Origin of the sequence: Streptomyces sp. NPDC003023 (genome assembly GCF_042888225.1) — a bacterium.
Lineage (GTDB): Bacteria > Actinomycetota > Actinomycetes > Streptomycetales > Streptomycetaceae > Streptomyces.
This window is the reverse complement of record NZ_JBIAPL010000013.1, coordinates 151,029-176,914: the sequence shown is the minus strand read 5'-3', so window position 1 is coordinate 176,914 and position 25,886 is coordinate 151,029. Positions and strand designations below refer to the sequence as shown.

17 protein-coding genes and 1 pseudogene are annotated in these 25,886 nt (G+C 71.4%); 8 read left to right on the top strand and 10 right to left on the bottom strand.

Annotated elements, in window-relative coordinates:
- Positions 1-141: 141 nt before the first annotated feature.
- From ACFYV1_RS31160 to pta, 5 genes and pseudogenes are all read right to left on the bottom strand, one after another.
- Positions 142-495 (bottom strand): annotated as a pseudogene (locus ACFYV1_RS31160) (pyruvate kinase alpha/beta domain-containing protein); the annotation flags it as partial.
- A gap of 3 nt (positions 496-498) precedes the next feature.
- Complete coding sequence (locus ACFYV1_RS31155; protein WP_389398990.1) at positions 499-1,974, bottom strand: ATP-binding protein; 1,476 nt, start codon at positions 1,972-1,974, stop codon at positions 499-501.
- A gap of 140 nt (positions 1,975-2,114) precedes the next feature.
- Positions 2,115-3,545, bottom strand: a complete 1,431-nt coding sequence (pyk, locus tag ACFYV1_RS31150; protein WP_389398966.1) for a pyruvate kinase — start codon at positions 3,543-3,545, stop codon at positions 2,115-2,117.
- 128 nt (positions 3,546-3,673) lie between these two features.
- A complete protein-coding gene (locus ACFYV1_RS31145) occupies positions 3,674-4,876 on the bottom strand; it encodes an acetate kinase (RefSeq protein WP_389398965.1) in 1,203 nt (400 codons plus the stop codon).
- Positions 4,873-6,963: a phosphate acetyltransferase gene (gene pta, locus ACFYV1_RS31140; RefSeq protein WP_389398989.1), complete on the bottom strand. Its 2,091-nt coding sequence runs from the start codon at positions 6,961-6,963 to the stop codon at positions 4,873-4,875. The genes ACFYV1_RS31145 and pta overlap by 4 nt, the downstream gene beginning before the upstream one ends.
- 618 nt (positions 6,964-7,581) lie before the next feature.
- Between pta and ACFYV1_RS31135 the strand changes: the two genes are divergently transcribed.
- The 3 genes from ACFYV1_RS31135 (at position 7,582) to ACFYV1_RS31125 (ending at position 12,218) form a co-directional block, all read left to right on the top strand.
- The gene (locus ACFYV1_RS31135) at positions 7,582-8,607 is read left to right on the top strand and encodes an ATP-dependent 6-phosphofructokinase (RefSeq protein ID WP_389398964.1); all 1,026 of its coding nucleotides are present in this window, start codon (positions 7,582-7,584) and stop codon (positions 8,605-8,607) included.
- An 848-nt stretch (positions 8,608-9,455) separates the two neighbouring features.
- Entirely contained in the window at positions 9,456-11,057 is a 1,602-nt protein-coding gene (locus ACFYV1_RS31130) for a M4 family metallopeptidase (protein WP_389398988.1), read from the top strand.
- Between the two features lie 183 nt (positions 11,058-11,240).
- On the top strand, positions 11,241-12,218 hold the full coding sequence (locus tag ACFYV1_RS31125; RefSeq protein ID WP_389398963.1) for a LuxR C-terminal-related transcriptional regulator: 978 nt from the start codon (positions 11,241-11,243) through the stop codon (positions 12,216-12,218).
- 38 nt (positions 12,219-12,256) lie between these two features.
- Here the strand turns inward: ACFYV1_RS31125 and ACFYV1_RS31120 are convergent, their stop codons facing one another.
- The 3 genes from ACFYV1_RS31120 to ACFYV1_RS31110 all read right to left on the bottom strand — a co-directional run bounded on the left by ACFYV1_RS31120 (position 12,257) and on the right by ACFYV1_RS31110 (position 15,726).
- On the bottom strand, positions 12,257-12,868 hold the full coding sequence (locus ACFYV1_RS31120) for a helix-turn-helix domain-containing protein (protein WP_389398987.1): 612 nt from the start codon (positions 12,866-12,868) through the stop codon (positions 12,257-12,259).
- 309 nt (positions 12,869-13,177) lie between these two features.
- Positions 13,178-13,858, bottom strand: a complete 681-nt coding sequence (locus ACFYV1_RS31115) for a response regulator (RefSeq protein ID WP_389398962.1) — start codon at positions 13,856-13,858, stop codon at positions 13,178-13,180.
- A complete protein-coding gene (locus tag ACFYV1_RS31110; protein ID WP_389398961.1) occupies positions 13,855-15,726 on the bottom strand; it encodes an ATP-binding protein in 1,872 nt (623 codons plus the stop codon). Before ACFYV1_RS31110 ends, ACFYV1_RS31115 begins: the two co-directional genes overlap by 4 nt.
- Before the next feature lie 129 nt (positions 15,727-15,855).
- Between ACFYV1_RS31110 and ACFYV1_RS31105 the strand changes: the two genes are divergently transcribed.
- The 4 genes from ACFYV1_RS31105 to trxA all read left to right on the top strand — a co-directional run bounded on the left by ACFYV1_RS31105 (position 15,856) and on the right by trxA (position 18,467).
- On the top strand, positions 15,856-17,232 hold the full coding sequence (locus ACFYV1_RS31105) for a cation:dicarboxylate symporter family transporter (RefSeq protein ID WP_389398960.1): 1,377 nt from the start codon (positions 15,856-15,858) through the stop codon (positions 17,230-17,232).
- A 270-nt stretch (positions 17,233-17,502) separates the two neighbouring features.
- Positions 17,503-17,706 (top strand): zinc ribbon domain-containing protein, encoded by a 204-nt coding sequence (locus ACFYV1_RS31100; protein WP_389398959.1) that lies wholly within the window; start codon positions 17,503-17,505, stop codon positions 17,704-17,706.
- A gap of 29 nt (positions 17,707-17,735) precedes the next feature.
- Positions 17,736-18,128 carry a MerR family transcriptional regulator gene (locus ACFYV1_RS31095; protein ID WP_389398958.1) on the top strand — a complete coding sequence of 131 codons (393 nt, stop codon included), beginning with the start codon at positions 17,736-17,738 and terminating at the stop codon, positions 18,126-18,128.
- Between the two features lie 3 nt (positions 18,129-18,131).
- Entirely contained in the window at positions 18,132-18,467 is a 336-nt protein-coding gene (gene trxA / locus ACFYV1_RS31090) for a thioredoxin (RefSeq protein ID WP_389398957.1), read from the top strand.
- A gap of 124 nt (positions 18,468-18,591) precedes the next feature.
- Here the strand turns inward: trxA and ACFYV1_RS31085 are convergent, their stop codons facing one another.
- Entirely contained in the window at positions 18,592-20,031 is a 1,440-nt protein-coding gene (locus ACFYV1_RS31085) for a WGR domain-containing protein (RefSeq protein ID WP_389398956.1), read from the bottom strand.
- Positions 20,032-20,346: 315 nt separating this feature from the next.
- On the opposite strand from ACFYV1_RS31085, the gene ACFYV1_RS31080 reads away from it, so the two are divergent.
- Positions 20,347-22,575 (top strand): HelD family protein, encoded by a 2,229-nt coding sequence (locus tag ACFYV1_RS31080; RefSeq protein WP_389398955.1) that lies wholly within the window; start codon positions 20,347-20,349, stop codon positions 22,573-22,575.
- A 59-nt stretch (positions 22,576-22,634) separates the two neighbouring features.
- Here ACFYV1_RS31080 and glgB read toward each other — a convergent pair whose 3' ends face one another.
- The gene (gene glgB, locus ACFYV1_RS31075; RefSeq protein WP_389398954.1) at positions 22,635-25,559 is read right to left on the bottom strand and encodes a 1,4-alpha-glucan branching enzyme; all 2,925 of its coding nucleotides are present in this window, start codon (positions 25,557-25,559) and stop codon (positions 22,635-22,637) included.
- Between the last annotated feature and the right edge of the window lie 327 nt (positions 25,560-25,886).

The following is a 25,886-nucleotide window of genomic DNA, read 5'->3' as shown; positions in this document are numbered from 1 at the left end:
ATTAATACACTTCCTCAACTGGAGGACTGTGTCAAGGAGTTGATACATCCGGCTCGGGCCAGGAGGCGGCCGGTGCCGAGAAGAGGGCGGCCCCCCACCCGGAAGGGTCGGGGGCCGCCCTGCGGCAGGGGAGGCGGAAGGTCAGCTCCGGGACTTTCCGCCGAGGTGGTGCACCCGCACCATGTTCGTGGTGCCGGGGACGCCGGGAGGCGAGCCGGCCGTGATCACCATGATGTCGCCCGCGTTGTAGCGCTGGAGCTTCAGAAGTTCGGCGTCCATCAGGTCGACCATGGCGTCCGTCGTCTCCACGAACGGGGCAAGGAAGGACTCGACGCCCCAGCTCAGCGTGAGCTGGTTGCGGGTGTCCTGGTCCGTGGTGAAGGCGAGGATCGCCTGCTCGGCGCGGTAGCGGGACAGTCGGCGGGCCGTGTCGCCGGACTTGGTGAAGGCGATGAGCGCCTTGCCGCCCAGGAAGTCCGCGATCTCGGCGGGGGCGGTTCAGGACCTCCCGTACAGCATCCCGAGGTCGACCAGTCCCATGTCCCCCGACGCCCCCGCGGCGGCACGCGCCTTGTTGTTGAAGCCCGCCCCGCTGAAGCACAGCAGCCGCGTGCGCGTGGTGTCGAAGCGGTCCGCACGGGCGATCAGGTCCCGTACGTGCTTCAGCCGTTGTACGTGTGCCGCGCCCATCTCGTCGTTCCACTTCGCCTCGCCGATGGCCAGCAGCGGTGGCTTGCCGCTGCCCTCGGGGATACCGACGACCGCGACATCGACCTCGTGGCCCTTGCGCGCCGCCGCGTCGTGGACGGTGCCGTGGCCGACGCGGGCCGGCAGACCGCCCAGCCAGTCGGGGTCGGCGTGGTGCAGGGTCCACTCGCGGCAGACCTGTTCGAAGTGCGGTCCGAGGACGTTGCTCGCGAAGCGGCGGCGGCTTGCCTGCCAGACACGGGCCGCACTGCCGGGGCGCTCCAACTGGTCCCAGACGGGTCGCATGATGGCGTGGTAGAAGGCGATCAGTGGTTCGGCGATCCGATAGGCGGGACGGTTCTCGCGGAAGGCATCGGCGTCCCGGTGGAGAAGGCCGGCGTCCTCCAGGACGGTGATCGGATGCGCGATGTCCGTCGCCTTGCGTTCCAGGTAGCCGGCCATGCCGCCGCGCGTCGCGTTCCCGTCCGCTACGGCGCTGAGGACGGACAGGTACAGGGTGGTGTCACGCAGGTCCGGTTCCTCCGCGAGGAGGTATCGGGCCTCGCGGAAGAGCGGGGTCTCTGGATTGAGTACCGTACGGACGACCCAGTCGTCGAAGTCGTCGAGGCCGGAGGGGCTGTCGCCGCGTGCGAACTCACGCCGATAGGCGGGCGTGCCGCCGACGACCGCGTTGACCTGGAGGGCGAGACGCGGGTCCGAGATGTTCCAGAAGTCCGCCGCGAGTCGGTGATCGAGCGTACGGACGATGAGTTCCAGCCCTGCGCGACCGCGCAGCGGCGCGTTCCCCGAGAGCAGCTTGCCCATGAACGACAAGGCCGAGCCGCACAGCAACAGCCGCGTGCGGGAGTTGGTGCGCTCCGCGCGCAGTGGGCGCAGCGCCTCTTGGATGATCGACGGAAGCTCCGGGTTGGCTTTCACCAAGTAGGGGAACTCGTCGAGGACCACAGGCACCGGTCCGTCCGAGCCCAGAGCGAACAACGCGTCGATGGCTTCGGACCAGTTGGCGAAGTGGTACGGAGCGGCGGGCCGTGCGTGTTCGGTCAGTGCCGAGCTGATCCGCCGGAGTGACTCGGCGTCGGTCGCCTCGGTCGCACCGAAGTAGAAACCGCCGCCCGCCCGGCAGGCGGCGTCCAGGAGGAACGTCTTGCCCTGGCGGCGTCGTCCGGAGACCACGCCCAGCGTGGCGCCCGGCTGCGCATCGGTGATGAACCGGGAGAGCGCGGACCACTCGTGTTCCCGGTCGAACATCTCCTCCGGCTTTTGCAGCAGCATGTTCACCTCGGCCCAGAGATATAGGGGTACAGTTCTGTAAACTGTACCCCTATATCTTTTCCGCGTGCGCAACGCAGGGCGGCCTCCGACCCGGGCTGGATCGGAGGCCGCTCAGGGAAGGGTGAGGCGGAGCGTCAGTCGCGCTCGCTGCCGCCGAGGTGGTGCACCCGCACCATGTTCGTGGTGCCGGGGACGCCCGGAGGCGAGCCGGCCGTGATCACCATGATGTCGCCCGCGTTGTAGCGCTGGAGCTTCAGAAGTTCGGCGTCCACCAGGTCGACCATGGCGTCCGTCGTCTCCACGAACGGGGCAAGGAAGGACTCGACGCCCCAGCTCAGCGTGAGCTGGTTGCGGGTGTCCTGGTCCGTGGTGAAGGCGAGGATCGCCTGCTCGGCGCGGTAGCGGGACAGTCGGCGGGCCGTGTCGCCGGACTTGGTGAAGGCGATGAGCGCCTTGCCGCCCAGGAAGTCCGCGATCTCGGCGGCGGCGCGGGCCACCGAACCGCCCTGCGTGCGGGGCTTCTTGCCGGGGACGAGAGGCTGAAGGCCCTTGGAGAGGAGCTCCTCCTCCGCCGCGGCGACGATCTTCGACATCGTCTTGACCGTCTCGATCGGGTACGCGCCGACCGACGACTCCGCCGACAGCATGACCGCGTCCGCGCCGTCCAGGATCGCGTTGGCGACGTCGGACGCCTCCGCGCGCGTGGGGCGGGAGTTGGTGATCATCGACTCCATCATCTGGGTCGCCACGATCACCGGCTTGGCGTTGCGGCGGCACAGCTCGATGAGGCGCTTCTGCACCATGGGGACGCGCTCGAGGGGGTACTCCACGGCGAGGTCGCCGCGCGCCACCATCACCGCGTCGAACGCCGCGACGACGTCCTGCATGTTCTCGACCGCCTGCGGCTTCTCCACCTTGGCGATGACCGGGACCCGGCGGCCCTCCTCGTCCATCACCTTGTGGACGTCCTTGACGTCCGCGGCGTCACGGACGAATGAGAGGGCGACCATGTCGCAGCCCATGCGCAGTGCGAAGCGCAGGTCCTCGACGTCCTTCTCGGACAGGGCCGGGACGTTGACGGCGGCACCCGGCAGGTTGATGCCCTTGTGGTCCGAGATGACGCCGCCCTCGACGACGATCGTCTTGACCTGCGAGCCGTCCACCTCCACGACGCGCAGTTCGACGTTGCCGTCGTTGATCAGGATCTGGTCGCCCTTGGAGACGTCTCCGGGCAGGCCCTTGTACGTGGTCCCGCAGATGGACTTGTCGCCGGCGACGTCCTCCGTGGTGATGGTGAACTCGTCACCGCGGACCAGCTCCACCGGACCCTCGGCGAAGGTCTCCAGACGGATCTTGGGGCCCTGGAGGTCGGCGAGCACGCCCACGGCGCGGCCGGTGTCCTCGGACGCCTGGCGGACGCGGTGGTACCGCTCCTCGTGGTCGGCGTGGGTGCCGTGGCTGAAGTTGAAGCGGGCCACGTTCATACCGGCCTCGATGAGCGCTTTCAGCTGCTCGTATGAGTCGACGGCGGGGCCCAGTGTGCAGACGATTTTGGAACGGCGCATAAGGCGGATCCTATCGGTTTGTTTCCCTGCGGAATATTCCGTCTGGTGGAATGTACAAATGGGCGCCGGCCCGCTCAGGCGTTCACCGATTCGGGGCAAACCGATTCGGTTCACGTCACCGACTTCCCTCACTTCACCAGATCAAAGGTCTGTCGTGCGATCTCGAGTTCCTCGTCCGTCGGGACCACGGCGACCGCCACCCGTGCCGCCTCGGGCGAGATCAGCCGGGCCTGGTCCGACCGTACGGCGTTCAGGCCCGCGTCCACCGCCAGGCCCAGCCCTTCCAGACCCGCGACGGCGGCCTCGCGAACGGGAGCGGCGTTCTCGCCCACACCCGCCGTGAACGCCACCGCGTCCACCCGTCCGAGTACCGCGTAATAGGCGCCTATGTACTTCTTCAGCCGGTGCACGTAAATGTCGAACGCCAGCCGCGCCCGCTCGTCGCCCTCTTCGATCCGTCGGCGGATCTCCCTCATGTCGTTGTCCCCGCACAGGCCCACCAGCCCGCTCTTCTTGTTGAGCAGCGCATCGATCTCGTCCGTGCTCATTCCGGCGACCCGCCTGAGGTGGAACGTCACCGCCGGGTCGATGTCACCGGAGCGCGTACCCATCACAAGGCCCTCCAAGGGGGTGAGCCCCATGGAGGTCTCCACACACCGGCCCCCGGCCACCGCGGAGGCGGAGGCGCCGTTGCCGAGGTGCAGCACGATGACGTTCACCTCGGACGGGTCCTTGCCGAGCAGCGCCGCCGTGGCCCGGGAGACGTAGGCGTGCGAGGTGCCGTGGAAGCCGTAGCGGCGGATACGGTGCGCGTCCGCGGTCTCGACGTCGATGGCGTACCGCGCCGCCGCCTCCGGCATCGTCGTGTGGAAGGCCGTGTCGAAGACCGCGACCTGCGGCAGGTCGGGCCGGAGCGCCCGGGCGGTACGTATGCCGGTGATGTTCGCCGGGTTGTGCAGCGGGGCGACCGGTACGAGCCGCTCCACCTCGGCGAGCACCTCGTCGGTGATCACCGTGGGAGCGGTGAACCGCAGCCCGCCGTGCACCACCCGGTGGCCGATGGCGGCGAGCTCCGGCGAGTCCAGACCGAGCCCGTCCCGGGTCAGTTCCCCCGCGACCGCCTTGAGCGCCGCGTCGTGGTCGGCGATCGGGCCGGAGCGCTCGCGCCTGTCACCGCCGCGCGCGAGCGGTGTGTGGACCAGCCGGGAGGTCTGTTCGCCAATACGCTCCACCAGGCCGATCGCCAGCCGGGACGAGTCGCGCATGTCGAGCAGCTGGTACTTCAGGGACGACGAGCCGGAGTTGAGGACGAGGACGCGGGTGGCGGTCATGCGGAGGGCTCCTGTGCCTTCGACGGGCTCGCGGACGGGCTCTGGGACCGGCCCGCGGACGGGCTCTGGCTCTGGGACCGGTTCTGCGCCGGGCTCTGGGACTGGATCGCGGTGATGGCGACCGTGTTGACGATGTCGCTGACCAGCGCGCCGCGCGACAGGTCGTTGACCGGCTTGCGCAGACCCTGCAGCACCGGCCCGACCGCGACGGCGCCCGCCGAGCGCTGCACGGCCTTGTACGTGTTGTTGCCGGTGTTCAGGTCCGGGAAGATCAGGACCGTCGCCCGGCCGGCCACCTCCGAGTCGGGCAGCTTCGTCGCCGCGACGGAGGGCTCGACGGCCGCGTCGTACTGGATCGGTCCCTCGATCCGCAGATCCGGGCGGGAACCGCGCACCATCCCGGTCGCCTCGCGCACCTTGTCCACGTCGGCGCCGGACCCCGAGGTGCCGGTGGAGTACGACAGCATCGCGATCCTCGGCTCGACGCCGAACCGGGCGGCCGTCGCGGCCGACTGGATCGCGATGTCGGCGAGCTGCCCGGCGTCCGGGTCCGGGTTGACCGCGCAGTCGCCGTAGACGAGCACCCTGTCGGCCAGGCACATGAAGAAGACGGACGAGACGATCGAGGCCTCTGGCTTCGTCTTGATGATCTCGAAGGCCGGACGGATGGTGGCGGCCGTGGAGTGCACGGAGCCGGACACCATGCCGTCGGCCAGCCCCTCCTCCACCATGAGGGTGCCGAAGTAGTTCACGTCCGCCACCACGTCGTGCGCCAGATCGACCGTCACGCCCTTGTGGGCGCGCAGCGCGGCGTAGCGTTCCGCGAACGTCTGGCGCAGGTCGGAGGTGTTCGGGTCGATCAGCTGGGCGGCCGACAGATCGATGCCGAGGTCGGCTGCCTTCTTGCGGATGATCTCGGTGTCACCGAGGAGCGTCAGGTCGCACACGTCCCGGCGGATCAGCACATCGGCCGCGCGGAGCACCCGCTCCTCCGTGCCCTCCGGCAGCACCACGCGACGGCGGTCGGCGCGCGCCTGTTCCAGCAGCTCGTGCTCGAACATCATCGGTGTGACCCGGCTGCTGCGGGACACCGCGAGACGGGCCAGCAGGTCGGCGGTGTCCACATGGCGCTCGAAGAGGCCGAGCGCGGTCTCCGCCTTGCGCGGTGTGGTGCCGCTCAACTTGCCTTCCATCGCGAACAGTTCACCGGCGGTGGGGAAGCTGTTGCCGGCCACGGAGACGACCGGGGTGCCCGGCGCGAGACGGGCCGCGAGGGTGAGGACCTCGTCGCTCGGGCGCTCGTTCAGCGTCAGCAGCACGCCCGCGATGGGCGGGGTGCCCGCAGAGTGCGCGGCGAGCGAGCCCACCACCAGGTCGGCGCGGTCGCCCGGTGTCACGACGAGGCAGCCGGGGGTCAGGGCGGGCAGAAAACTCGGCAGCATCGCGCCGCCGAAGACGAAGTCCAGGGCGTCACGCGCGAGACCGGAGTCGTCGCCGAGGAGGACCGTGCCGCCGAGGGCGTGCGTGATCTGGGCGACCGTGGGGGCGGCGAGCGCGGGCTCGTCGGGGATCACGTAACAGGGGACCGGCAGCCGCGCCGCGAGCCGTTCGGCGATGCCTGCCCGTTCGGCGGGGACGACGCGGTTGGCGACCATGGCGAGGACGTTGCAGCCGAGGGCCTCGTAGGCGCGGTAGGCGTTGCGGGTCTCCGCCCGTACGGACTCCGGGGTCTGGCCCTTGCCGCCCACCACCGCGACCACGGAGGCGCCGAACTCGTTGGCGAGCCGGGCGTTGAGCGCCAGCTCGTCGGGGAGCTGGGTGGCGGCGTAGTCGGTGCCGAGGACCAGGACCACCTCGTACTCCCTGGCCACCGCGAGGAAGCGTTCGACCAGGTGGGAGACCAGCTCGTCGGTGCCCTTCTCCGCCTGGAGCGCGGCCGCCTCGTGGTAGTCCATGCCGTAGACGGAGGCGGAGTCCTGGGAGAGCCGGTAGCGCGCCCGGAGCAGTTCGAAGAGGCGGTCGGGTCCGTCGTGGACGAGGGGGCGGAAGACGCCCACCCGGTCCACCTGGCGGGTCAGGAGCTCCATGACTCCCAGCTCGACCACCTGCCGGCCGTCTCCGCGGTCGATCCCGGTCACGTACACTCCGCCTGCCTTCGGCGGGTGGTGCCCCCTGCGCGTCACGCTCGTGCTCTCCCGTCCATGAAGTCCGTGTTCATGATGTCCGTACCGGGCGTATGGGCGCCCTGGCCGCTCCGACCGCCTGCCGACCGCCCTGCCGGGCGCCCGCGCAAGCCGTCCGCCGCACCGCCTCGCGGACGGCGGGGTCGGGGCGTGCCTGAGGGCCGCTCGGGGCGGCATTGCCCTCTTGACAGTACCTCCGAAGGTGGCTAAGGGCTGTCCCGTCATCCGCGGTGGATCAGCGCGCGGCGTCAGATGCGGTGCATCGCAAGGCGGAGGGTCGTCCTCATACTGGATGTATCCGGGCGATTCGACAACGCGGCGAGGTGCCGTAGCTGTCGTCGTGCGCCCAGCGGGGATTGCGGGACAGCCCTTAGGGCGCCCGCCGGGCGAGCGGGGCGGCCGCGAGGAGAGCAAGGAGCGGCAGGAGCGCCCCGGAGCAGCAGGGAGCGCGGGCGATCCAGGGCCCGTGGGACAATCGGAAACGGCTCACAAGGACCACCGAGGAGCAGGAGACACAGCACGATGCGCATCGGAGTTCTCACCGCAGGCGGCGACTGCCCGGGTCTGAACGCAGTGATCCGCTCTGTCGTGCACCGTGCCATGACAGGTCACGGCGACGAAGTCATCGGTTTCGAGGACGGATTCAAGGGTCTCCTCGACGGCCACTACCGTCCGCTCGATCTCAACGCGGTCAGCGGCATCCTCGCCCGCGGCGGCACGATCCTCGGCTCGGCCCGCCTGGAGCGCGGCCGGCTGCGGGAAGCGGCGGAGAACGCGGCGGAGTTGGCGAAGCAGTACGGCATCGACGCGCTCATCCCGATCGGCGGCGAGGGCACACTCACCGCGTCGCGGATGCTGTCCGACGCCGGGATGCCCGTCGTCGGCGTCCCGAAGACCATCGACAACGACATCTCCTCCACCGACCGCACCTTCGGCTTCGACACCGCCGTCATGGTCGCCACGGAGGCAATCGACCGTCTGAAGACCACCGCCGAGTCGCACCAGCGGGTCATGGTCGTCGAGGTCATGGGCCGGCACGCCGGCTGGATCGCGCTGGAATCGGGTATGGCGGGCGGTGCCCACGGCATCTGTCTGCCCGAGCGGCCGTTCGACGTGGGCGACCTGGTCAAGATGGTCGAGGAGCGCTTCTCCCGCGGCAAGAAGTTCGCGGTCATCTGTGTCGCGGAGGGCGCGCACCCGGCCGAGGGTTCCATGGAGTACGCCAAGGGCGAGATCGACCAGTTCGGCCACGAGCGCTTCCAGGGCATCGGCAACCGGCTCGCCGCCGAACTGGAGCGCCGGCTCGGCAAGGAGGCCAAGCCGGTCATCCTCGGCCACGTCCAGCGCGGCGGCACGCCCACGGCGTACGACAGGGTGCTGGCGACCCGCTTCGGATGGCACGCGGTCGAGGCGGCGCACCAGGGCGCGTTCGGCATGATGACCGCCCTGCGCGGCACGGACGTGGTGATGGTGCCGCTGGCCGAGGCGGTGACGCGGCTCAAGACCGTCCCGGAGAACCGGATGTTCGAGGCGGAGTCGGTGTTCTGAGCCCTCCGCCCGTCGTCGTGCGGTCCTGATCGTCCTCCGAGGGCGGTCGGGGCCGTTTGCTGTTTCCTGCTGCTTCCGCGCCGTCGGCCCGACGGCCTGTCGCCCCTGCTCGTGACGCCGACTCCGGGTAGGTGACCGGGGCGGCGCCCGCGACCACGGTCGGGTGGCCTCCTGAACCGCGACGGCGACGGCGACCTCGACGGCAACAGCGACGGCAACTGCGACGGCAACTGCGACGGCAACTGCGACGGCGACGGCGACGGCAACAGTGACCGCTACCACGGCAGCGGACCGCCGACCGGGAGTCCGCCCTCGCGCCTGCCGCCGCCCTCGCCGCCCTCGCCCTGTCGGCCGCCGCCGCGACTCCCTCGCCCCCGGCGGCCGCCCTGCTCCCGGCCCGCGCCCCGGACTCCCGTCCGCCGCCCGGTCGTTGGTGAGCCGGGGCGCCTCTCCCGCTCGTGCGCGACGCCCGCGACCTGCCCCGACCTGCCCCGACCTGCCGTCACCCTCTCCGTGCGCTGACGTGATTCGGCATGTCGGGTATACGACAGCTCTTGTCCGGCCACTGTCATTCACGCCCTGGTTGCTGGCAGTCTCGGCCGCGTTCATCCGGAGGCGTCGGACATCGCGTCCCGGCAGGCTCGCCCGTCCCCCCTTGAGGCGTTCCTGACGGGCCGTGCGGTCCCGGCTGCCCCGGCGAGCTCCTGACAGGACGGCGCCTGCACCCCGGCCCGTCACCCCCCTCGGCCGCGGTCCCCACGCGGCCCTCGCCTAGGAGTACTTGAGTGACACGCACCACCACCCGCAGGGCGACCGTCCGGGCCGCGGCTCTCACCGCCTGCGCCGCCATGGTCGTCGTCGGGATCCAGTCCGGCTCGGCGACAGCGGGCTCCGACGGCATCGCTGACGCGACGGCGGTCGCGCTCGCCCCCTCGGAGCGGGTCGCCGCGCTGAAGTCCGCGCAGGCCGCCGCCGGTTCGGAGGCGAACGCCATCGGGCTGGACAACCGCGAGAAGCTCGTCGTCCGCGATGTGATCAAGGACGCGGACGGCACCGTGCACATCCGTTACGAGCGCACCTTCGACGGGCTGCCGGTCCTCGGCGGCGACCTCGTCGTGCACAAGGAGAAGAACGGCAAGCGCGGCGTCACCAAGGCGACGAACGCCCGCATATCCGTGCCGAGCACGTCCGCCAAGGTGCCGGCCGCCGCGGCGAAGAAGGCCGCCGTGAAGGTCTCCGCGGAGAAGGAGAACACCGAGGCTGCGGCCAAGACCGCGCGCAAGGTGGTCTGGGCCGCCTCCGGTACGCCGGTACTGGCCTGGGAGACCCTTGTCACCGGTGTGCAGCACGACGGCACGCCCAGCGAGATGCTCGTCGTGACCGACGCCGCCACCGGCGCGGAACTGTTCGCCTACGAGACCGTCCACACCGGCACGGGCACCGGCGACTACAACGGCACGGTCCCGCTGACGACCACGGCCAACGGCGCCGGCTTCGACCTCAAGGACGGGGCGCGCGGTGGCCACCGCACCCTCGACATGAACCAGGGCACCTCCGGCTCGGGAACGCTGTTCAACGACGCCGACGACGTGTGGGGCGGCGGCCGCCAGAACGCCGCCGTCGACGCGCACTACGGTGCGGCCGTCACCTGGGACTACTACAAGGACGTGCACGGCCGCAACGGCATCAAGAACGACGGCGTGGCCGCGTACTCCCGGGTGCACTACGGCGACAACTACGTCAACGCCTTCTGGTCGGACTCGTGCTTCTGCATGACCTACGGTGACGGCTCCGGCAACAGCAAGCCGCTCACCGCGCTCGACATCGCCGCCCACGAGATGACGCACGGCCTCACCTCCAACACCGCCGGTCTCGTCTACCGCGGTGAGTCCGGCGGCCTGAACGAGGCGACCAGCGACATCTTCGCCGCCGCTGCCGAGTTCCACGCCAACAACTCCCAGGACGTGGGCGACTACCTGGTCGGCGAGAAGATCGACATCCGTGGCACCGGCGCGCCGCTGCGCTACATGGACAAGCCGAGCAGGGACGGCAACTCCGCGGACTACTGGTCCAGCTCGCTCGGACGGATCGACGTGCACTACTCGTCGGGCCCGGCCAACCACTTCTTCTACCTGCTGTCCGAGGGCAGCGGCGCCAAGACGATCAACGGCGTCAGCTACGACAGCCCGACCTACGACGGCAAGGCGGTCAGCGGCATCGGCATCGCCAAGGCCGAGCAGATCTGGTACAAGGCGCTCACCGTGTACATGACCTCCACCACCGACTACCAGGGCGCGCGCACGGCCACTCTGTCCGCGGCGACCGACCTGTACGGCGCGGGCAGCGCCGAGTACCAGGCGGTCGACGCGGCCTGGGCGGCGGTCAACGTGAAGGCCGGCACCTCCGGCAAGGGCGGCAAGGGCGGCAAGGGCGCCCGGAGCGGCAGCTGACGACCTGATCCGGGCCCGGCTCCAGCGGAGCCACGGCCGTACCGCACCGCTGTCCCGCGGTGCGGTACGGCCGTTCGCGTTTTCGAAGCGTTATTGCAGAATGTGGTCCGGCTCATGCGTCGGGACCGAAGACATCTGACATCATCTCTCCCGCCGTGAACAGCAAGTCGGAGGGGTGATCCCGTGGTCGAGCCCGAGCGTACGGGGCGCATACTGCCGGTCGACGACCCCGTCCTCGAGCAGGTGTACGCGGAACTCGCCCGGTCACCCTGGCACGACCCGAGGAGCCTGGCCGCCGCGACGAAGCTGACCCCCAAGGAGGCGCGCGAGGCGCTCGACCGGCTGCTGGACATGGGAGCGGCGGAGCCCGCCGCCGGCGTACCTCTGGAAGCGGCGGTCCGGCCGCCCGGCGCGGTGTCCGCCGCGTGGGTGGGCCGACTGGAGGAGCAGGTGCTCCTCTCCCACCGGGCCGTCGAGTCCCTCACCCAGCAGTACCTGGCGGCGCGGGGCGCGGGGAACACGTCGACGATCCGCGAGGTGCGGGCCGAGGAGATGCTGCGCCTCTTCGCGGCGGGCCAGGACAACTGCCGGTCCAGCGTGCGCGGGATAGCCGCCCCGCCCTTCGCGCAGACGCTCGGCGCCAACGACGAACGTCAGATGAAGGCCATGGACCGGGGCGTCGCCTACCGCACCATCTACGCGGCGGAGGCGCTGAACCTGCCCGCCGCGCGGGCGAGCATGCTCCGCACTCTGGCCCGGGGCGAGGAAGGGCGCTTCATCGCCAGGACGCCGATGAAGCTGGTCATCTTCGACGAGGACATGGCCCTCGTACCCACCGCGACCGCGTCGCCGAACCACAGTTCCGAGTCGCTGGTGATCGGCCGCTCCGCCCTGCTCGACGGCTTCATCAGCCTCTTCGAGACGGTGTGGGAGATGGCGATGCCGCTCGGCGGCGAGGGTGAGGCGGACGTCGACCTCGGGGACCAGGAACGGGAACTGCTGTGCCTGATGGCCGCCGGCTCCACCGACCTGCGGATCGCCCGCCACTTCGGCGTCTCCCCGCGCACCGTCGAGCGCAGGATCAGGACGGTCCTCGACCGGCTGGGTGCCACGAGCCGGTTCCAGGCGGGTGCTCTCGCGGCCCGGAGGGGCTGGCTGTGACCGCGTGATCCGGTCCGTGGGCGGGCCCGGCTCCGGGGTCAGCCGTGTGCCAGGTCCCAGAAGTGGTCCAGTACGCGGTCCAGGTACTCCCGGCCCGCCTCGCCCGTGTCCTGTGACGCGTCGCCCCAGCCGAGGGTGGCCACCATCCGGGACTGGTAGTCGGTGTGCAGTCGCTGGAGGACGTCCTCGAGACGGGCGCGCTCCAACGGCAGCATCTTGCCCACCGGCCGTACGTACGCCTGCCAGCGCGAGGTCACCGCGGCCCGCAGCAGGTCGGCCAGATCCTCGTCGCGCCCGGTGGCGGCGAGCAGTTCGCGGGGGCCGAGGCCGAGCACATCTGCGAGGGCGGCGGTCTGCCGCTCGTTGCCCCGCCACCGGCCCGACTCCTCCATCCGCGTGTAGGCGAAGGCGTCCATGCCCAGTCGTCTGGCCAGCTCGTCGGGCGCGAGGCCGCGGGCGATCCGCTGCTCGCGCAAGGTTGTCGCGGCGGACAGCAGTTCGCCCGGTGAGCACCACAGCACCCCGGCGAGCGCGGTCAGTTGCCGCGCGTCGGGTACGGCGAGCCCTCGTTCCCAGGCCGTCACCGTGTCCGGGGTGACGCGCATCCCGTACTGGGCGTGCAGCCCGTACGCCACATGACCGGGCGCCATCCCGAGCGCCAGACGCAGTCGGCGGGCGGCGGAGGCGTTGAAGGGAGGGGAGGGGTTGTGCTGCACGCGCACAACCTACGGGCGGCCCGCCGGCCCTGACCACGGTGCGTACCCCCAAAGCGACGGTTCGTCGAAACGTCCTACGGACTCGGTCGCCCGTACCGTCGTGATGGCCATGAGCGGGCCGGGGGAAGAGGCGTCGAAGAGGTTACCGACCGGTTCCGTGCAGAGCCGCCGGAGCAGGGCCGCGGGGTGTGGGCCGCGGGGTGCGGGCCGCGGGGTGCGGGGCGTGGGGCGTGGGGCTCGGCGTCAGCGCACGGTGCTGATCCAGCGGTACTGCAGTTCGGGGCGGCCGATCTGGCCGTACTGGGGGGCGCGGGCCGCGCGACCGGCGGTGACGAGGTGCTCCAGATAGCGGCGGGCCGTGATCCGCGAGATGCCGACGGCCGCCGCGGCCTCCGTGGCGGTGAGCCCTTCCGCCGACTCGCGCAGGGTCCGCGTGACCGCCTCCAGGGTGGGGCCGCTCAGGCCCTTGGGCAGGGAGGTGGTGACCCGGGGGGTGCGCAGGGTCGCCAGCGCCCGGTCGACCTCGTCCTGGCCGCTGGCCTCACCGGCCGACGCGCGGAACTCCGCGTAACGGGTGAGCCGGTCGCGCAGGGTGGCGAACGTGAACGGCTTGAGGACGTACTGAACGACTCCGAGGGACACGCCCTCACGGACGATCGCCAGGTCGCGGGCGGAGGTGACGGCGATGACGTCCGCGGAGTGGCCGGCCGCGCGGAGGGACCGTACGAGCGCCAGGCCGTGGCCGTCGGGCAGGTAGAGGTCGAGCAGCAGCAGATCCACGTCGGTGCGCTCCAGTGCGCGCACGGCCTCGGCCCGCGAGTGCGCGATCCCGGCCACCTGGAAACCGGTGACCCGGCCCACGTACAGGGCGTGCGCGTCGGCGGCGACGGGGTCGTCCTCGACGACGAGAACGTTGATGGTCACACGGTCACCTCCGCTGGGTGCAGGGGCAGCCGTACGGTGAACTCCGCTCCGCCGTCCGGACCCTGCGCGAGCCCGATGGTGCCACGACCACGGTGCACCGCCTGCCGCACCAGCGCGAGACCGAGGCCGCGGCCGGCGCCGTGCGTGGACCAGCCGCGGCGGAACACCTCGGCGGCGTCGCCGGGGGCGACGCCGGCGCCGGTGTCGGCGACCCGGAGCAGCAGCTCGCCGTCGTCGGCCCGCGCGGTGACGGTGACGCGGGCGCGTCCGCCCCGGGGGGCACCGGCCGTGGGCGCGTCGCTCGCGAGGGCGTCGGCCGGGTCGGCGTCGGCCGGGTCGGCCGGGTCCGGCTCTCCGGCGCGACCGGCGCCCGGGGCGGGGGCGGCTGCCGAGGCCCGCGTGCCGGGCCCACTGGCTGTGCCGGGTTCGTCGGCCGTATCCGGCCCACTGGCCGTGCCCGCCGCCTGGGCCGGGAGCCGGGGGGTCCCGCCCACATCGCCCGTCGCCGCCTCCGCGGCCACCTCCGCAGGGACTCCGCCGCCCGCTGTCGCCTCCGCCGCCGCGTCGACCGCGTTGTCGATCAGGTTGCCCAGGATCGTCACCAGGTCGCGGGACGGCAGGCAGCGGGGGATGACACCGTCGTCGATGCGGCTGTCTTCGGTGAGGGTCAGTTCCACGCCCCGCTCGTTGGCCTGCGCGGCCTTGCCGAGCAGCAGGGCCGCCAGCACCGGCTCGCCGACGGCGTCGACGACGCGGTCGGTCAAAGCCTGGGCCAGTTCCAGCTCGGCCGTCGCGAAGTCGATCGCCTCGTCCGCCCGGCCCAGCTCGATGAGGGAGACGACGGTGTGCAGCCGGTTGGCGGCCTCGTGCGCCTGGGACCGCAGGGCCTGGGTGAAGCCCCGCTCCGAGTCGAGTTCGCCCGACAACGACTGCAGCTCGGTGTGGTCGCGCAGGGTGACGACCGTGCCGCGCTGCTCGCCGCCCACCACCGGCTGGGTGTTCACGACGACGACCCGGTCGGCGGAGAGGTGGAGCTCGTCGACCCGCGGTTCGGAGGACAGCAGGGCCCCGGTCAGCGGCCGCGGCAGCCCGAGGTCGGCGACGTGGCGGCCCACGGCGTCCTCGCCGAGCCCGAGCAGCTCGCGCGCTCCGTCGTTGGCCAGCGCGATCCTGCGGCTGCCGTCGAGCATGACGAGCCCCTCGCGCACGGCGTGCAGCGCGGCCTCGTGGTAGTCGTGCATGCGCCCGAGCTCCGCCGCGTTCATGCCGTGGGTGTGCCGTCGCAGGCGCGCGTTGATCACGTACGTGCCGAACCCGCCGAGCGCGAGGGCCGCCCCCGCCATGCCGAGCAGCGCGGTGACCTGGTCGCGCACCTGCTCGGTGATCTCCTCGACCGTTATGCCCGCGCTGACGATGGCCACGACCTCGCCGTCGTCGTACACCGGCGCCACCGTGCGCACCGACAGGCCGAGCGTCCCGACGTACTGCTCGCTGTAGATCCGCCCGTCCAGCGCCGGCTCGATGTGGCCGAGATACGTCCTTCCGATCCGGTCCGGCACGGGATGCGTCCAGCGCCGGCCCGCCGGGTCCATGATCACGACGAAGTCCATGGCGGTGTCCCGGCGCAGGGACTCCGCGTACGGCTGGAGGACCGCGGAAGGGTCGTCCGACCGGACGGCCTCGGCAACCGAGGGCGAGCGGGCGGCGCCCGCCGCGGTGGCCCTGGACTGCAGGCGCGCGCTCTCCTCGGCCTGCGACCGGTCGGTGAGGTACGCGAAGAGCGAGAAGCCGGCCACGATCGCGGCGACGAGCACGACCTGCATCGCGAACAGCTGGGCCGCGAGGCTGCGAGGGCGGGGGATGCGCATGCGTTAAGTCTGCCTGGCCGGATTTGTGTGAACGAAAAGAACGCAACGGTGACCGGGGTCACAGGCTGATGGATAGTCGCTGGGATCCACCGGGACGTGGACGCATATTCCCAACGAGGAGGCACCCCCGTGGCCACTACAGCCGCAGGCAAGCGGGACCGTACCCACTATCTGTACCTGGCAGTCATCGCCGCGGTGGTGCTCGGCATCATCGTCGGTTTCGCCGCACCGGGCGTCGCGGTGGAGCTCAAGCCCATCGGCAAGGGCTTCGTGAACCTGATCAAGATGATGATCTCGCCGGTGATCTTCTGCACGATCGTGCTGGGCATCGGCTCGGTACGGAAGGCGGCCAAGGTCGGCGCCGTCGGCGGGCTGGCGCTCGGCTACTTCCTGGTCATGTCGACCGTCGCCCTGGCCATCGGCCTGGTGGTCGGCAACCTGCTGGAGCCGGGATCCGGACTCCACCTGACCGACGCGGCACGCGCGGCCGGCGCGGAGCAGGCCTCCGGCGGCGGGGAGAGCACCGCGGACTTCCTGCTGGGGATCATCCCGACGACGCTGGTCTCCGCCTTCACCGAGGGCGAGGTGCTGCAGACGCTGCTGGTGGCGCTGCTGGCGGGCTTCGCGCTGCAGGCCATGGGTTCGACGGGTGAGCCGATCCTGCGCGGCATCGGGCACATCCAGCGGCTGGTGTTCCGCGTCCTGGCCATGATCATGTGGGCCGCTCCGATCGGTGCCTTCGGCGCGATCGCCGCGGTGGTCGGCGAGACCGGTGTCGACGCCCTGAAGTCGCTGGCCGTCATCATGATCGGGTTCTACGTCACCTGCGCCCTGTTCGTCTTCGTGGTGCTGGGCCTGCTGCTGCGCCTGATCGCCGGGATGAACATCTTCACGCTGCTGAAGTACCTGGGCCGTGAGTTCCTGCTGATCCTCTCCACCTCCTCCTCCGAGTCCGCGCTGCCGCGGCTGATCGCGAAGATGGAGCACATGGGCGTGAGCAAGCCGGTGGTCGGCATCACCGTCCCGACCGGCTACTCCTTCAACCTCGACGGCACCGCGATCTACCTGACGATGGCCTCGCTGTTCATCGCCAACGCGACGGGTGCGCCGCTGAGCGCCTCGGAGCAGATCTCGCTGCTGATCTTCATGATCATCGCGTCCAAGGGTGCGGCGGGCGTCACCGGAGCGGGTCTCGCCACGCTGGCCGGCGGTCTGCAGTCGCACCGCCCGGACCTGGTCGACGGCGTCGGTCTGATCGTCGGTATCGACCGCTTCATGAGCGAGGCGCGCGCCCTGACGAACTTCGCCGGCAACGCGGTGGCCACGGTGCTGGTCGGCACGTGGACGAAGGAGATCGACAAGGAGCGGGCCACCCAGGTGCTCGCCGGCAGGATCCCGTTCGACGAGAAGACGCTGGTCGACGACCACGCCCCGCACGACGGCGGCTCCGAGGCCGCGGACGTACCGCTGCCGCGCGACGACGAGCGTGAGCCCGTGAAGGTCTGATCCCCCGGATTCTCCGCGGACCTTCACTCCCCGGCGTGTGCCGGACCCTCTTCCCCCTTGGGTCCGGCACACGCCGCTTTTTCGGCTCACGGGCGGGCCGTCAGTGCTGGGCCGTCCGTCCGCGCGACGGGGCCGCCGTGAGTCCGGCGCACTGCCCGGCCGCCGCCGTCCACATGGAAGACCTTGCCGGTGTCCGCATCCCGGCACGGCTGAGGAAGCCCCAACGGGCCGCGCTGCACTCCTGGGCGTCCGCCCAGCTCGGACTTGTTCGTGGAGTACCAGGCCCGCAGGGCCGTCCCCGTGCCGTTCGTCCATCCCGCCCACACCTCCCGCATGTGCGCGCGGTGCGGGCACACAGAAAAGCGGAGCTGTGTCTCCCAGAGACGGTTCGCGTGCCGGTCGTGCGGATTCGTCGATCACGCCGACCGCTGGAGCGCGAGCCGTAGGGCGCTTGCCCTGACGTCCTTGCCTTGACGTCGGCGTCAAGGCTTACGGTCGGGCACATGCGAATCGGCGAGCTCGCGGAACGGGCCGGCACGACCACCCGCACCCTGCGCTACTACGAGTCCCGGGGGCTGCTGCCCGCCCGCCGGACGGTGAACGGCTACCGCACGTACGACGAGGACGACCTGCGACTGCTCCAGCAGATCCGGACCCTGCAGGACTTCGGGTTCGGCCTGGAGGAGACGCGGCCGTTCGTCGAGTGTCTGCGCGCCGGTCATCCGGCGGGTGACTCGTGCCCCGCCTCGCTCGCCGTCTACCGGGCCAAGCTCGCCGAACTGGACGCGCTGATCGGGCAACTGCGGTCGGTGCGGGCCCAGGTCCGTGCACAGCTCGTGCGGGCCGAGGCGCAGTTGCCGGCGGGCCCGGACCCACAATGCGAATTCGGAGGCTGACGGATGATCCAGGCAAAGGGTGTGGCCGCGGTGACGGACACCGACTTCGACGCCGAGGTGCTGGGCGCGGACCGCCCCGTCCTCGTCGAGTTCACCGCGGACTGGTGCGGCCCGTGCCGTCAGCTCGCGCCGGTGCTGAGCGCGGTCGCGGAGGAGGAGAAGGCGCGGCTGAAGGTCGTCCAGATCGACGCCGACACCAATCCGGAGACCGTCACCCGCTACGGCGTGCTGTCGATGCCGACTTTGATGGTGTTCGAGGCCGGCGAGCCGGTGAAGTCGATGGTGGGCGCCCGGCCCAAGCGCAGGCTCCTGCAGGAACTGGAGGTCGTGCTCGGCTGACCGGCCCCGCCCCGCCCGCGAGTCGTCTCGGACGAGGCGCCGCGGACGAGGCGCCTTGGACGGCCCGCCTCGTCCGCGCCCCGCCCGTGAGCCCTTTCGGACGAGGCGCCAGGGACGAGCAGTCTCAGACGAGGCGGCGGATCTCGCCGCGCACGCGGTAGAAGCCGGACTGGGCGGGATGCAGCGAGTCCACCACGTAGCGCGCACCCGGCTCGCGTATCCCGCGTGGGAACTGCACGTTCCAGGAAGGCTCGAAACCGTCCGAGACGACGTGCACCCGCAGCTTCCCGCCCGCCTGGACGCACTCCACCACCACACCGCCGGCCGGCGGTGCCGAGACCGTCGCGATCGCCGTGAGGGAGGCCGCGGGGGTGTAGGTCGGGAGCGCCGCCGCCGACTTGATGTCCCTCGCGACGGGGACCATGCCCTGCTGGGCGGAGGCCACGGCCGACTCGCCCGCGTCCATGCACACCAGGGAGCCGTCGGTGGTGACCATGTACAGCCGCTCCGCGCGGTACTGCATGGACAGGGCCGACCCTCCGCCGGTGCGGAGCTTCCAGAGGCGGGTGCCGTCGGCGGCGAAGCAGTAGACCGAGGACGAGGAGTCGCCGGCGAACACGTACCGCCCGTCCGGCGAGGTGGCGCAGGAGTACACCGCGGTGTCGCAGCGGAACGTCGCCTCGACGGCGCCCGTCCGCTTCGACAGACGCTGCACCACGTTGCGAGCCGTGCCGGCGTAGACCGCCGTGTCCTCCTGCCAGCCGAAGAGCACGCCACCGGTCGTGGGCGTGTGCCACAACTCCCTGCTCCCGTCGGGGGAGTACGCGGTGACGCCCTTCTGGTGGCCGTGGTAGACGGCCTGCTCGTCCGCCCGCACCATCCAGGCGTGCTCACCGGCCGACTTCCGGGCCCACTGGTACTCGTCCTCGTGGTCGATGACGGTGAGACCGCCGTCGGCGTCGGCGACGTTGAGGACGCCCTCCCTGATGTCGAGCCAGAAGATGTCGACGTCCGCCGCGATGTCGTACGCGGCGAACGGCAGCTTCGACGAGAGGTCGTACACCTTGCCGTCGTCGCAGCCCGCGTAGATCCAGAAGTCGTCCGCCACCAGGCACTTCACCCCGTCCGGCAGGGAGTACCTGGCCAGCACCTCGCCGTCGTGACCGAGAGTGAAGACGTCACCGGCCTGGTTGCCCACCCAGCAGCGGTCCTCGTCGATGTGGATCCCGAAGGCGGCGGAGCCCGTCCGGAACCGCCACAGGACCGGGGCCGTGGAGCGGGCGGTGGACGGCGCCGACGTCACCTGGCGGCGTGTCACCGGGCGGGCGGCGCGCTGTCCCCGCACGGCCGGCGCGTATCCCTTGCGTATCTTCTCGCCGATCTTCTTCGACGCCGCGGCCTGCGCCTTCTCGGCAGTCGGGAAGGAAGAACTCTGCACCTGGCCGGTGGCTCCGATCCTGCCGTAGCGGACCGAGACGACCGTCCCCTCGACGACGACCTCGTAGAACTTGTGCGCCGTGCCGTCGTCCTGTGACAGCTCCAGATACGTCTTCGTCCGCGACACGGCAGACCCCTCCCCAGGATCGAACAGGCGGCCGTTCCCCGCCTGTTCCCACTGCAGAGAACGCTACGGGCCGCCACTGACAACGGCCGGTCCGCTCACGCCGGGTCCGTTCACGCCAGGTCGAGCCGGACCCGGTGCAGGAAGAGGCGCTCTGTCCGTTCCGGTCATGGTCCCCCCGGCGTCGGGCCGCAAAAAAGCCCCGGTCCGAATTGACGGCCGGGGTATTCAACTGCGTATATTAGGGGTTTCCGTGTTCACGTTTCATTGACACGCGGAGAAGCTCGATAAACGCACCCTATCGCTTCAGGAGCTGAATTGTCAACCGAGGAATTGCGGCGGGAACAGCAATTCGTCTCCCTCGTGCACGAGCGGCTCGACCAGCTCCGCGACGAGGCCGAGGCCGCGCTGGGCGCCACGATCGGCCAGGTCGGGACCGGTCGGCAGGCGCGCGTGGAGCGGGACATCGGTGTCGTCGAGCATTCCGCCACGCTGGCCGCACTGAATGCCGCGGACTCCGGCCTCTGTTTCGGGCGCATCGACCGGCGTGACGGAGTGACGCATCACATCGGGCGTACCGGAATCCGCCGTGACGACGCGGAAAGGACCCCGCTCCTGATCGACTGGCGGGCCCCGGTCGCGCGCCCCTTCTATCTCGCCACCGGCTACGAGCCGATGGGGCTGCGCCGCCGCCGGCACATCACCACGCAGGGGCGGACGGTCAGCGCGCTGCACGACGAGATCATGGACCTCGCCGACACCACCCGCACCGGCCACGAGTCGCACGACGCCGACGAGGTGCTGCTCGCCGCACTGAACAGCGCCCGCACCGGCCGGATGGGCGACATCGTGTCCACCATCCAGGCCGAGCAGGACCGGATCATCCGCGCCCCGCAGCCCGGTGTGCTCGTCGTCGAGGGCGGTCCCGGCACGGGGAAGACCGCCGTCGCCCTGCACCGGGCCGCGTATCTGCTGTACGCGCACCGGGAGCAGCTCGCCAAGCGCGCGGTGCTGATCGTCGGGCCCAACCCGGCCTTCCTCGGCTACATCGGGGAGGTGCTGCCCTCGCTCGGTGAGACCGGCGTACTGCTGTCGACGGTCGGCGAGTTGTTCCCCGGCGTGCACGCCACCGGCACCGACAGTCCCGCCGCCGCCGAGCTCAAGGGCCGCGCCGCCATGGCCGACGTACTGGCACAGGCCGTACGGGACCGGCAGCGGGTACCGGAGAAGGACGCGCCGCTCGTCGTCCCGCACGACGACGGGGACCTGGTCATCGACTGGGGCATGGCCGTCGAAGCGCGCCACAAGGCCCGCGAGACCGGGCTGCCGCACAACCTCGCCCGACCGCACTTCGTCTTCCGGATCATCGACGACCTGACCTCCCAGCTCGCGGACCGTATCGGCGCCGATCCGTACGGAGGCCCCAACTTCCTCGGCCCCGACGACATCGCGCAGCTCGGCAAGGCCATCGCCTCCAGCGCCGACGTGCACGCCGCGATCGCCACGCTGTGGCCGCCGCTCACCCCGCAGGAGTTCGTCGCGGACTTCCTGGCCGAGCCGGCGCACCTGCCGGAGGAGGAGGCCGCGCTCCTGCGACGCGGCACGGGGCCGTGGACCGCCGCCGACGTGCCGCTGCTCGACGAGGTCGCGGAACTCCTCGGCGAGGACGACTCCGCCGCCCTCGCCCGCGCCGAGGCCGAGCGCGCCCGGCAGATCGCCTACGCGCAGGGTGTGCTCGACGTCTCCTACGCGTCACGGACCTACGAGTTCGAGGACAAGCACGACGAGGAGTCGGAGGTCCTCGCCGCGCACGACATCATCGACGCCGAGCGGATGGCCGAACGCCAGGAGGAGGCCGACCACCGCAGCGCGGCGGAACGCGCCGCCGCGGACCGGACCTGGGCCTTCGGGCACATCATCGTCGACGAGGCGCAGGAGCTCTCGCAGATGGCGTGGCGGCTGCTGATGCGGCGTTGCCCGACCCGGTCGATGACCCTGGTCGGAGACCCGGCGCAGACCGGCGACGCGGCGGGCTGCGCCTCGTGGCAGGACATTCTGGAGCCGTACGTCGGCGACCGGTTCGAGCACACCCGGCTCGGCGTCAACTACCGCACTCCCGCCGAGATCATGGAGCTGGCGGCCGAGGTGCGGCGCCTCGAGGACCCGGCGTTCCAACCGCCGCGCTCCGTCCGGTCGACGGGTGTCGAGCCGTGGCAGGTGACCGTGGAGCCGGCGGAGCTCGCCGCCACCGTCGCCGCCCGGGTCGCCGGCGCGCCGCACGACGGCCGGATCGCGGTGATCGCCCCCGCCCCGCTGCATGCCGCTCTCGCCGACGCGATGCCGGGAGTCCGGGCGACGGGCGGGCCCGATCTGACCCAGCCCGTGGTCCTGCTCGACCCGAGGGCCGCCAAGGGCCTGGAGTTCGACACCGTGATCGTGGCCGAGCCGGAGCTGATCCGCTCCGGCTCGCCGCACGGTGTCAACGACCTGTACGTGGCGTACACGCGGGCGACCCAGCGCCTCGGCGTGGTGCGCACCGGCGGATGAGAGCCGGCGCATGAGCACTGGGGGGCGGTCACGGTCCGTTCCGTGACCGCCCCGGCACCTCAGGCCGGCCGGAACCAGATCGTCGCGAGCGGCGGCAGTGTCGGCGCGATCGACGTGCGCCGCCCGTGCGAGTCGATCTGCTCGGGCTTCAGCGGGTCCGCGTTGAGCACGCCGGAACCGCCGAAGCGCTCCTCGTCGGTGTTGAGAACCTCCGTCCAGGCGCCGACCGACTCGGGGACGCCCAGGCGGAACGCGTGCCGTACGACCGGCGAGAAGTTGCTCACCGCGAGCAGTGGCGTGCCGTGCCTGTCGAAGCGCAGGAAGGCGAAGACGTTGTCCTCCCAGGCCCCGCCGTCCACCCACGCGAACCCTGCGGGCACGGTGTCCTGCTGCCACAGCGCGGGGGCGTCGCCGTACACGGTGTTCAGTGCGCGCACCAGGTCACGCACCCCGCGGTGGTCGGGCTCCGCCGCGTACGAGGGGTCGAGCAGCCACCAGTCGGGGCCGTGGCCCTCCGACCACTCGGCGCCCTGGGCGAACTCCTGGCCCATGAAGAGGAGCTGCTTGCCCGGGTGGGCCCACATGAAGCCCAGGTACGCGCGGTGGTTGGCCCGCTGCTGCCACCAGTCGCCCGGCATCTTGCTCACCAACGCGCGCTTGCCGTGCACCACCTCGTCGTGGGAGATCGGCAGCACGTAGTTCTCGCTGTACGCGTACACCATCGAGAACGTCATCTCGTCGTGGTGGTACTTGCGGTGCACCGGCTCCTTGGAGACGTACACCAGCGAGTCGTGCATCCAGCCCATGTTCCACTTCAGGCCGAAGCCGAGGCCGTCGTGGTGGGTCGCCCGCGTCACGCCGTTCCACGCCGTGGACTCCTCGGCGATCGTGACGACGCCCGGATTGCGACGGTAGACGGTGGCGTTCATCTCCTGCAGGAACGCGACCGCGTCCAGGTTCTCCCGGCCTCCGTGCTCGTTGGGCGACCACTGGCCGTCCTCGCGGGAGTAGTCGAGGTAGAGCATCGAGGCGACCGCGTCCACCCGCAGTCCGTCGATGTGGAACTCCTCGCACCAGTAGGTGGCGTTGGCCACGAGGAAGTTCCGGACCTCCTTGCGTCCGTAGTCGAACTCGAGCGTCCCCCAGTCCGGGTGCGCGGCGCGCATCGGGTCCTCGTGCTCGTACAGCGGACGGCCGTCGAACTCGGCCAGTGCCCAGTCGTCCCGCGGGAAGTGCGCGGGCACCCAGTCCACGAGCACCCCGATGCCGGCCCGGTGCAGGCTGTCCACCAGGTGCCGGAAGTCGTCCGGGGTGCCCATGCGGGAGGTCGGCGCGTAGAAGCCGGTGACCTGGTAGCCCCAGGAGCCGCCGAAGGGGTGCTCGGCGACCGGCATGAACTCCACATGGGTGAAACCGAGGTCCTTCACGTACTTCGGCAGCTGTACGGCGAGCTGTCGGTACGTCAGCCCCGGTCGCCAGGACGGGAGGTGGACCTCGTAGACGGAGAAGGGCGCCTCGTGGACCGGGACGTCGCCCCGGTGCGCCATCCACTCCTGGTCGCCCCACTCGTGGTGCGACTCGGTCACGATCGACGCGTTGGCCGGCGGCACCTCCGCACGGCGTGCCATCGGGTCGGACCGCTGGGTGTACGAGCCGTCCGGACGCATGATCTCGAACTTGTAGAGCGCGCCGTCACCGATGCCGGGCAGGAACAGCTCCCACACACCGGTCGCGCCGAGCGACCGCATCGGGAAGCCGGAGCCGTCCCAGAAGTTGAAATCGCCGATCACGCGGACGCCCCGCGCGTTCGGCGCCCAGACGGTGAACCGGGTGCCGGTCACGCCCTGGTGCGTCATCGGGTGCGCGCCCAGCGCCTTCCACAGCTCCTCGTGCCTGCCCTCGCCGATCAGATGCAGGTCGAGGTCACCGAGGGAGGGGAGGAGACGGTACGGGTCCTCCACCTCGAAGCCGTCCTCGTGGCCGTCGTAGGTGACGAGGAGGCGGTAGTCGGGGGCCGTACGCATGGGGAGTACGCCGGAGAACAGCCCGTCGCCGTCGTCGTTCAGCTCGCAGCGCAGTCCCTTGGCGACCACGGTCACCGACAGGGCGTGCGGGCGCAGCACCCGCAACTGGATGCCGCCGCGCACCGGGTGGGCGCCGAGCAGGGCGTGCGGGTCGTGGTGGCCGCCGGAGAGGAGCCGCCCCCGCTCGTCGTCGCCGAGCGGTTTCGCCGCGCGGACCCCACGGCCGTCGCGCGGCCTCGGGGCGGCCGGGCCGGAGCGGCCGGTCCTACCGGGGGCCGCCGCCTCCGGCGAGTGACCTGCGGTCGGGTCCGGCCGGGAGCCGACCGCCTTGCCGGTGCCGGTGCCGGATCCGGTGCCTGCGGCCGCGTCGGCGGTTGACCCGCCGGTCCCGGTGCGGTTCGCCGCGGAGCGCCTCTCTCCTCCGGCCGGCCCGGAAGGTCCGGCTCCCGCCCCCGTTTCCATGGGCGTGACGGCACCGGACCCGCCGGTACCGACGTCCGAGGACCGGCCCGCGCGGGCGGGCGCCGGTGCGCGCTTGCCGGCGGTCGCAGGCCGGTCGGCCCCGGCCTTGGCCGAACCGGTGCGGGCGGTCCTCGTCCGCGCGGCGCTCTTCCGGGCGGGCGGTGCAGCCTCCGCGGCCGCACCGCCCGCCCCGACACCGCCCGCCCCGGCACCGCCCGCGCTCACGGCCTGTGCGCGGCCCGCCTCGTCCTCGCTGGAGCCGACCGGCTCGGGCACGGTCGCGACCGCCTCCGCGGTGGCGACGGCGGTGCCGGCCGAGCCCGCCCGAGCCCGCTTCCTGCCGCCCTTGCCCTCCGCCCGTTCCGCCTGTTCCGCCTGACGACCTGCGGCACCGGTCGGCTCGGCCTCGCCACGGCCCGGCCCTGCCTTCGCCGCCGCCCGGCCCGCGCGGCGGCGGCCCGTGCCCGTGCCCGTGTCCGTCTCCACAACCTCCGGCACGCTTCCCGGCCCGCCCGCTTCGTCGGAGGATCCGGACGGTGTGCCGCCCCCAGGACCGGCGCCGGCCGCCGCCGTGCCCGAGGTACCTGGTCCGGACCGGTCCGGACCGGGAGCGGTCCCGGGCTCACGGGTCCGTCCGGATCCTGACCGCTTGCTCCCCCTGCCGCGCACCGGGTCCGGCTCGGCCTGCACGGCGGGGTCGGTGTCTGCGTTGTGCGTCTCGGTCGGCTGGTGCGGGACTTCCGGTCCCGGGGAGTTGCGGGACGACGGTCGGGCGGTCACGGAATCGGCCTCCTAGGGCGCATGTACGGCAAGAGGGGAGGGGAG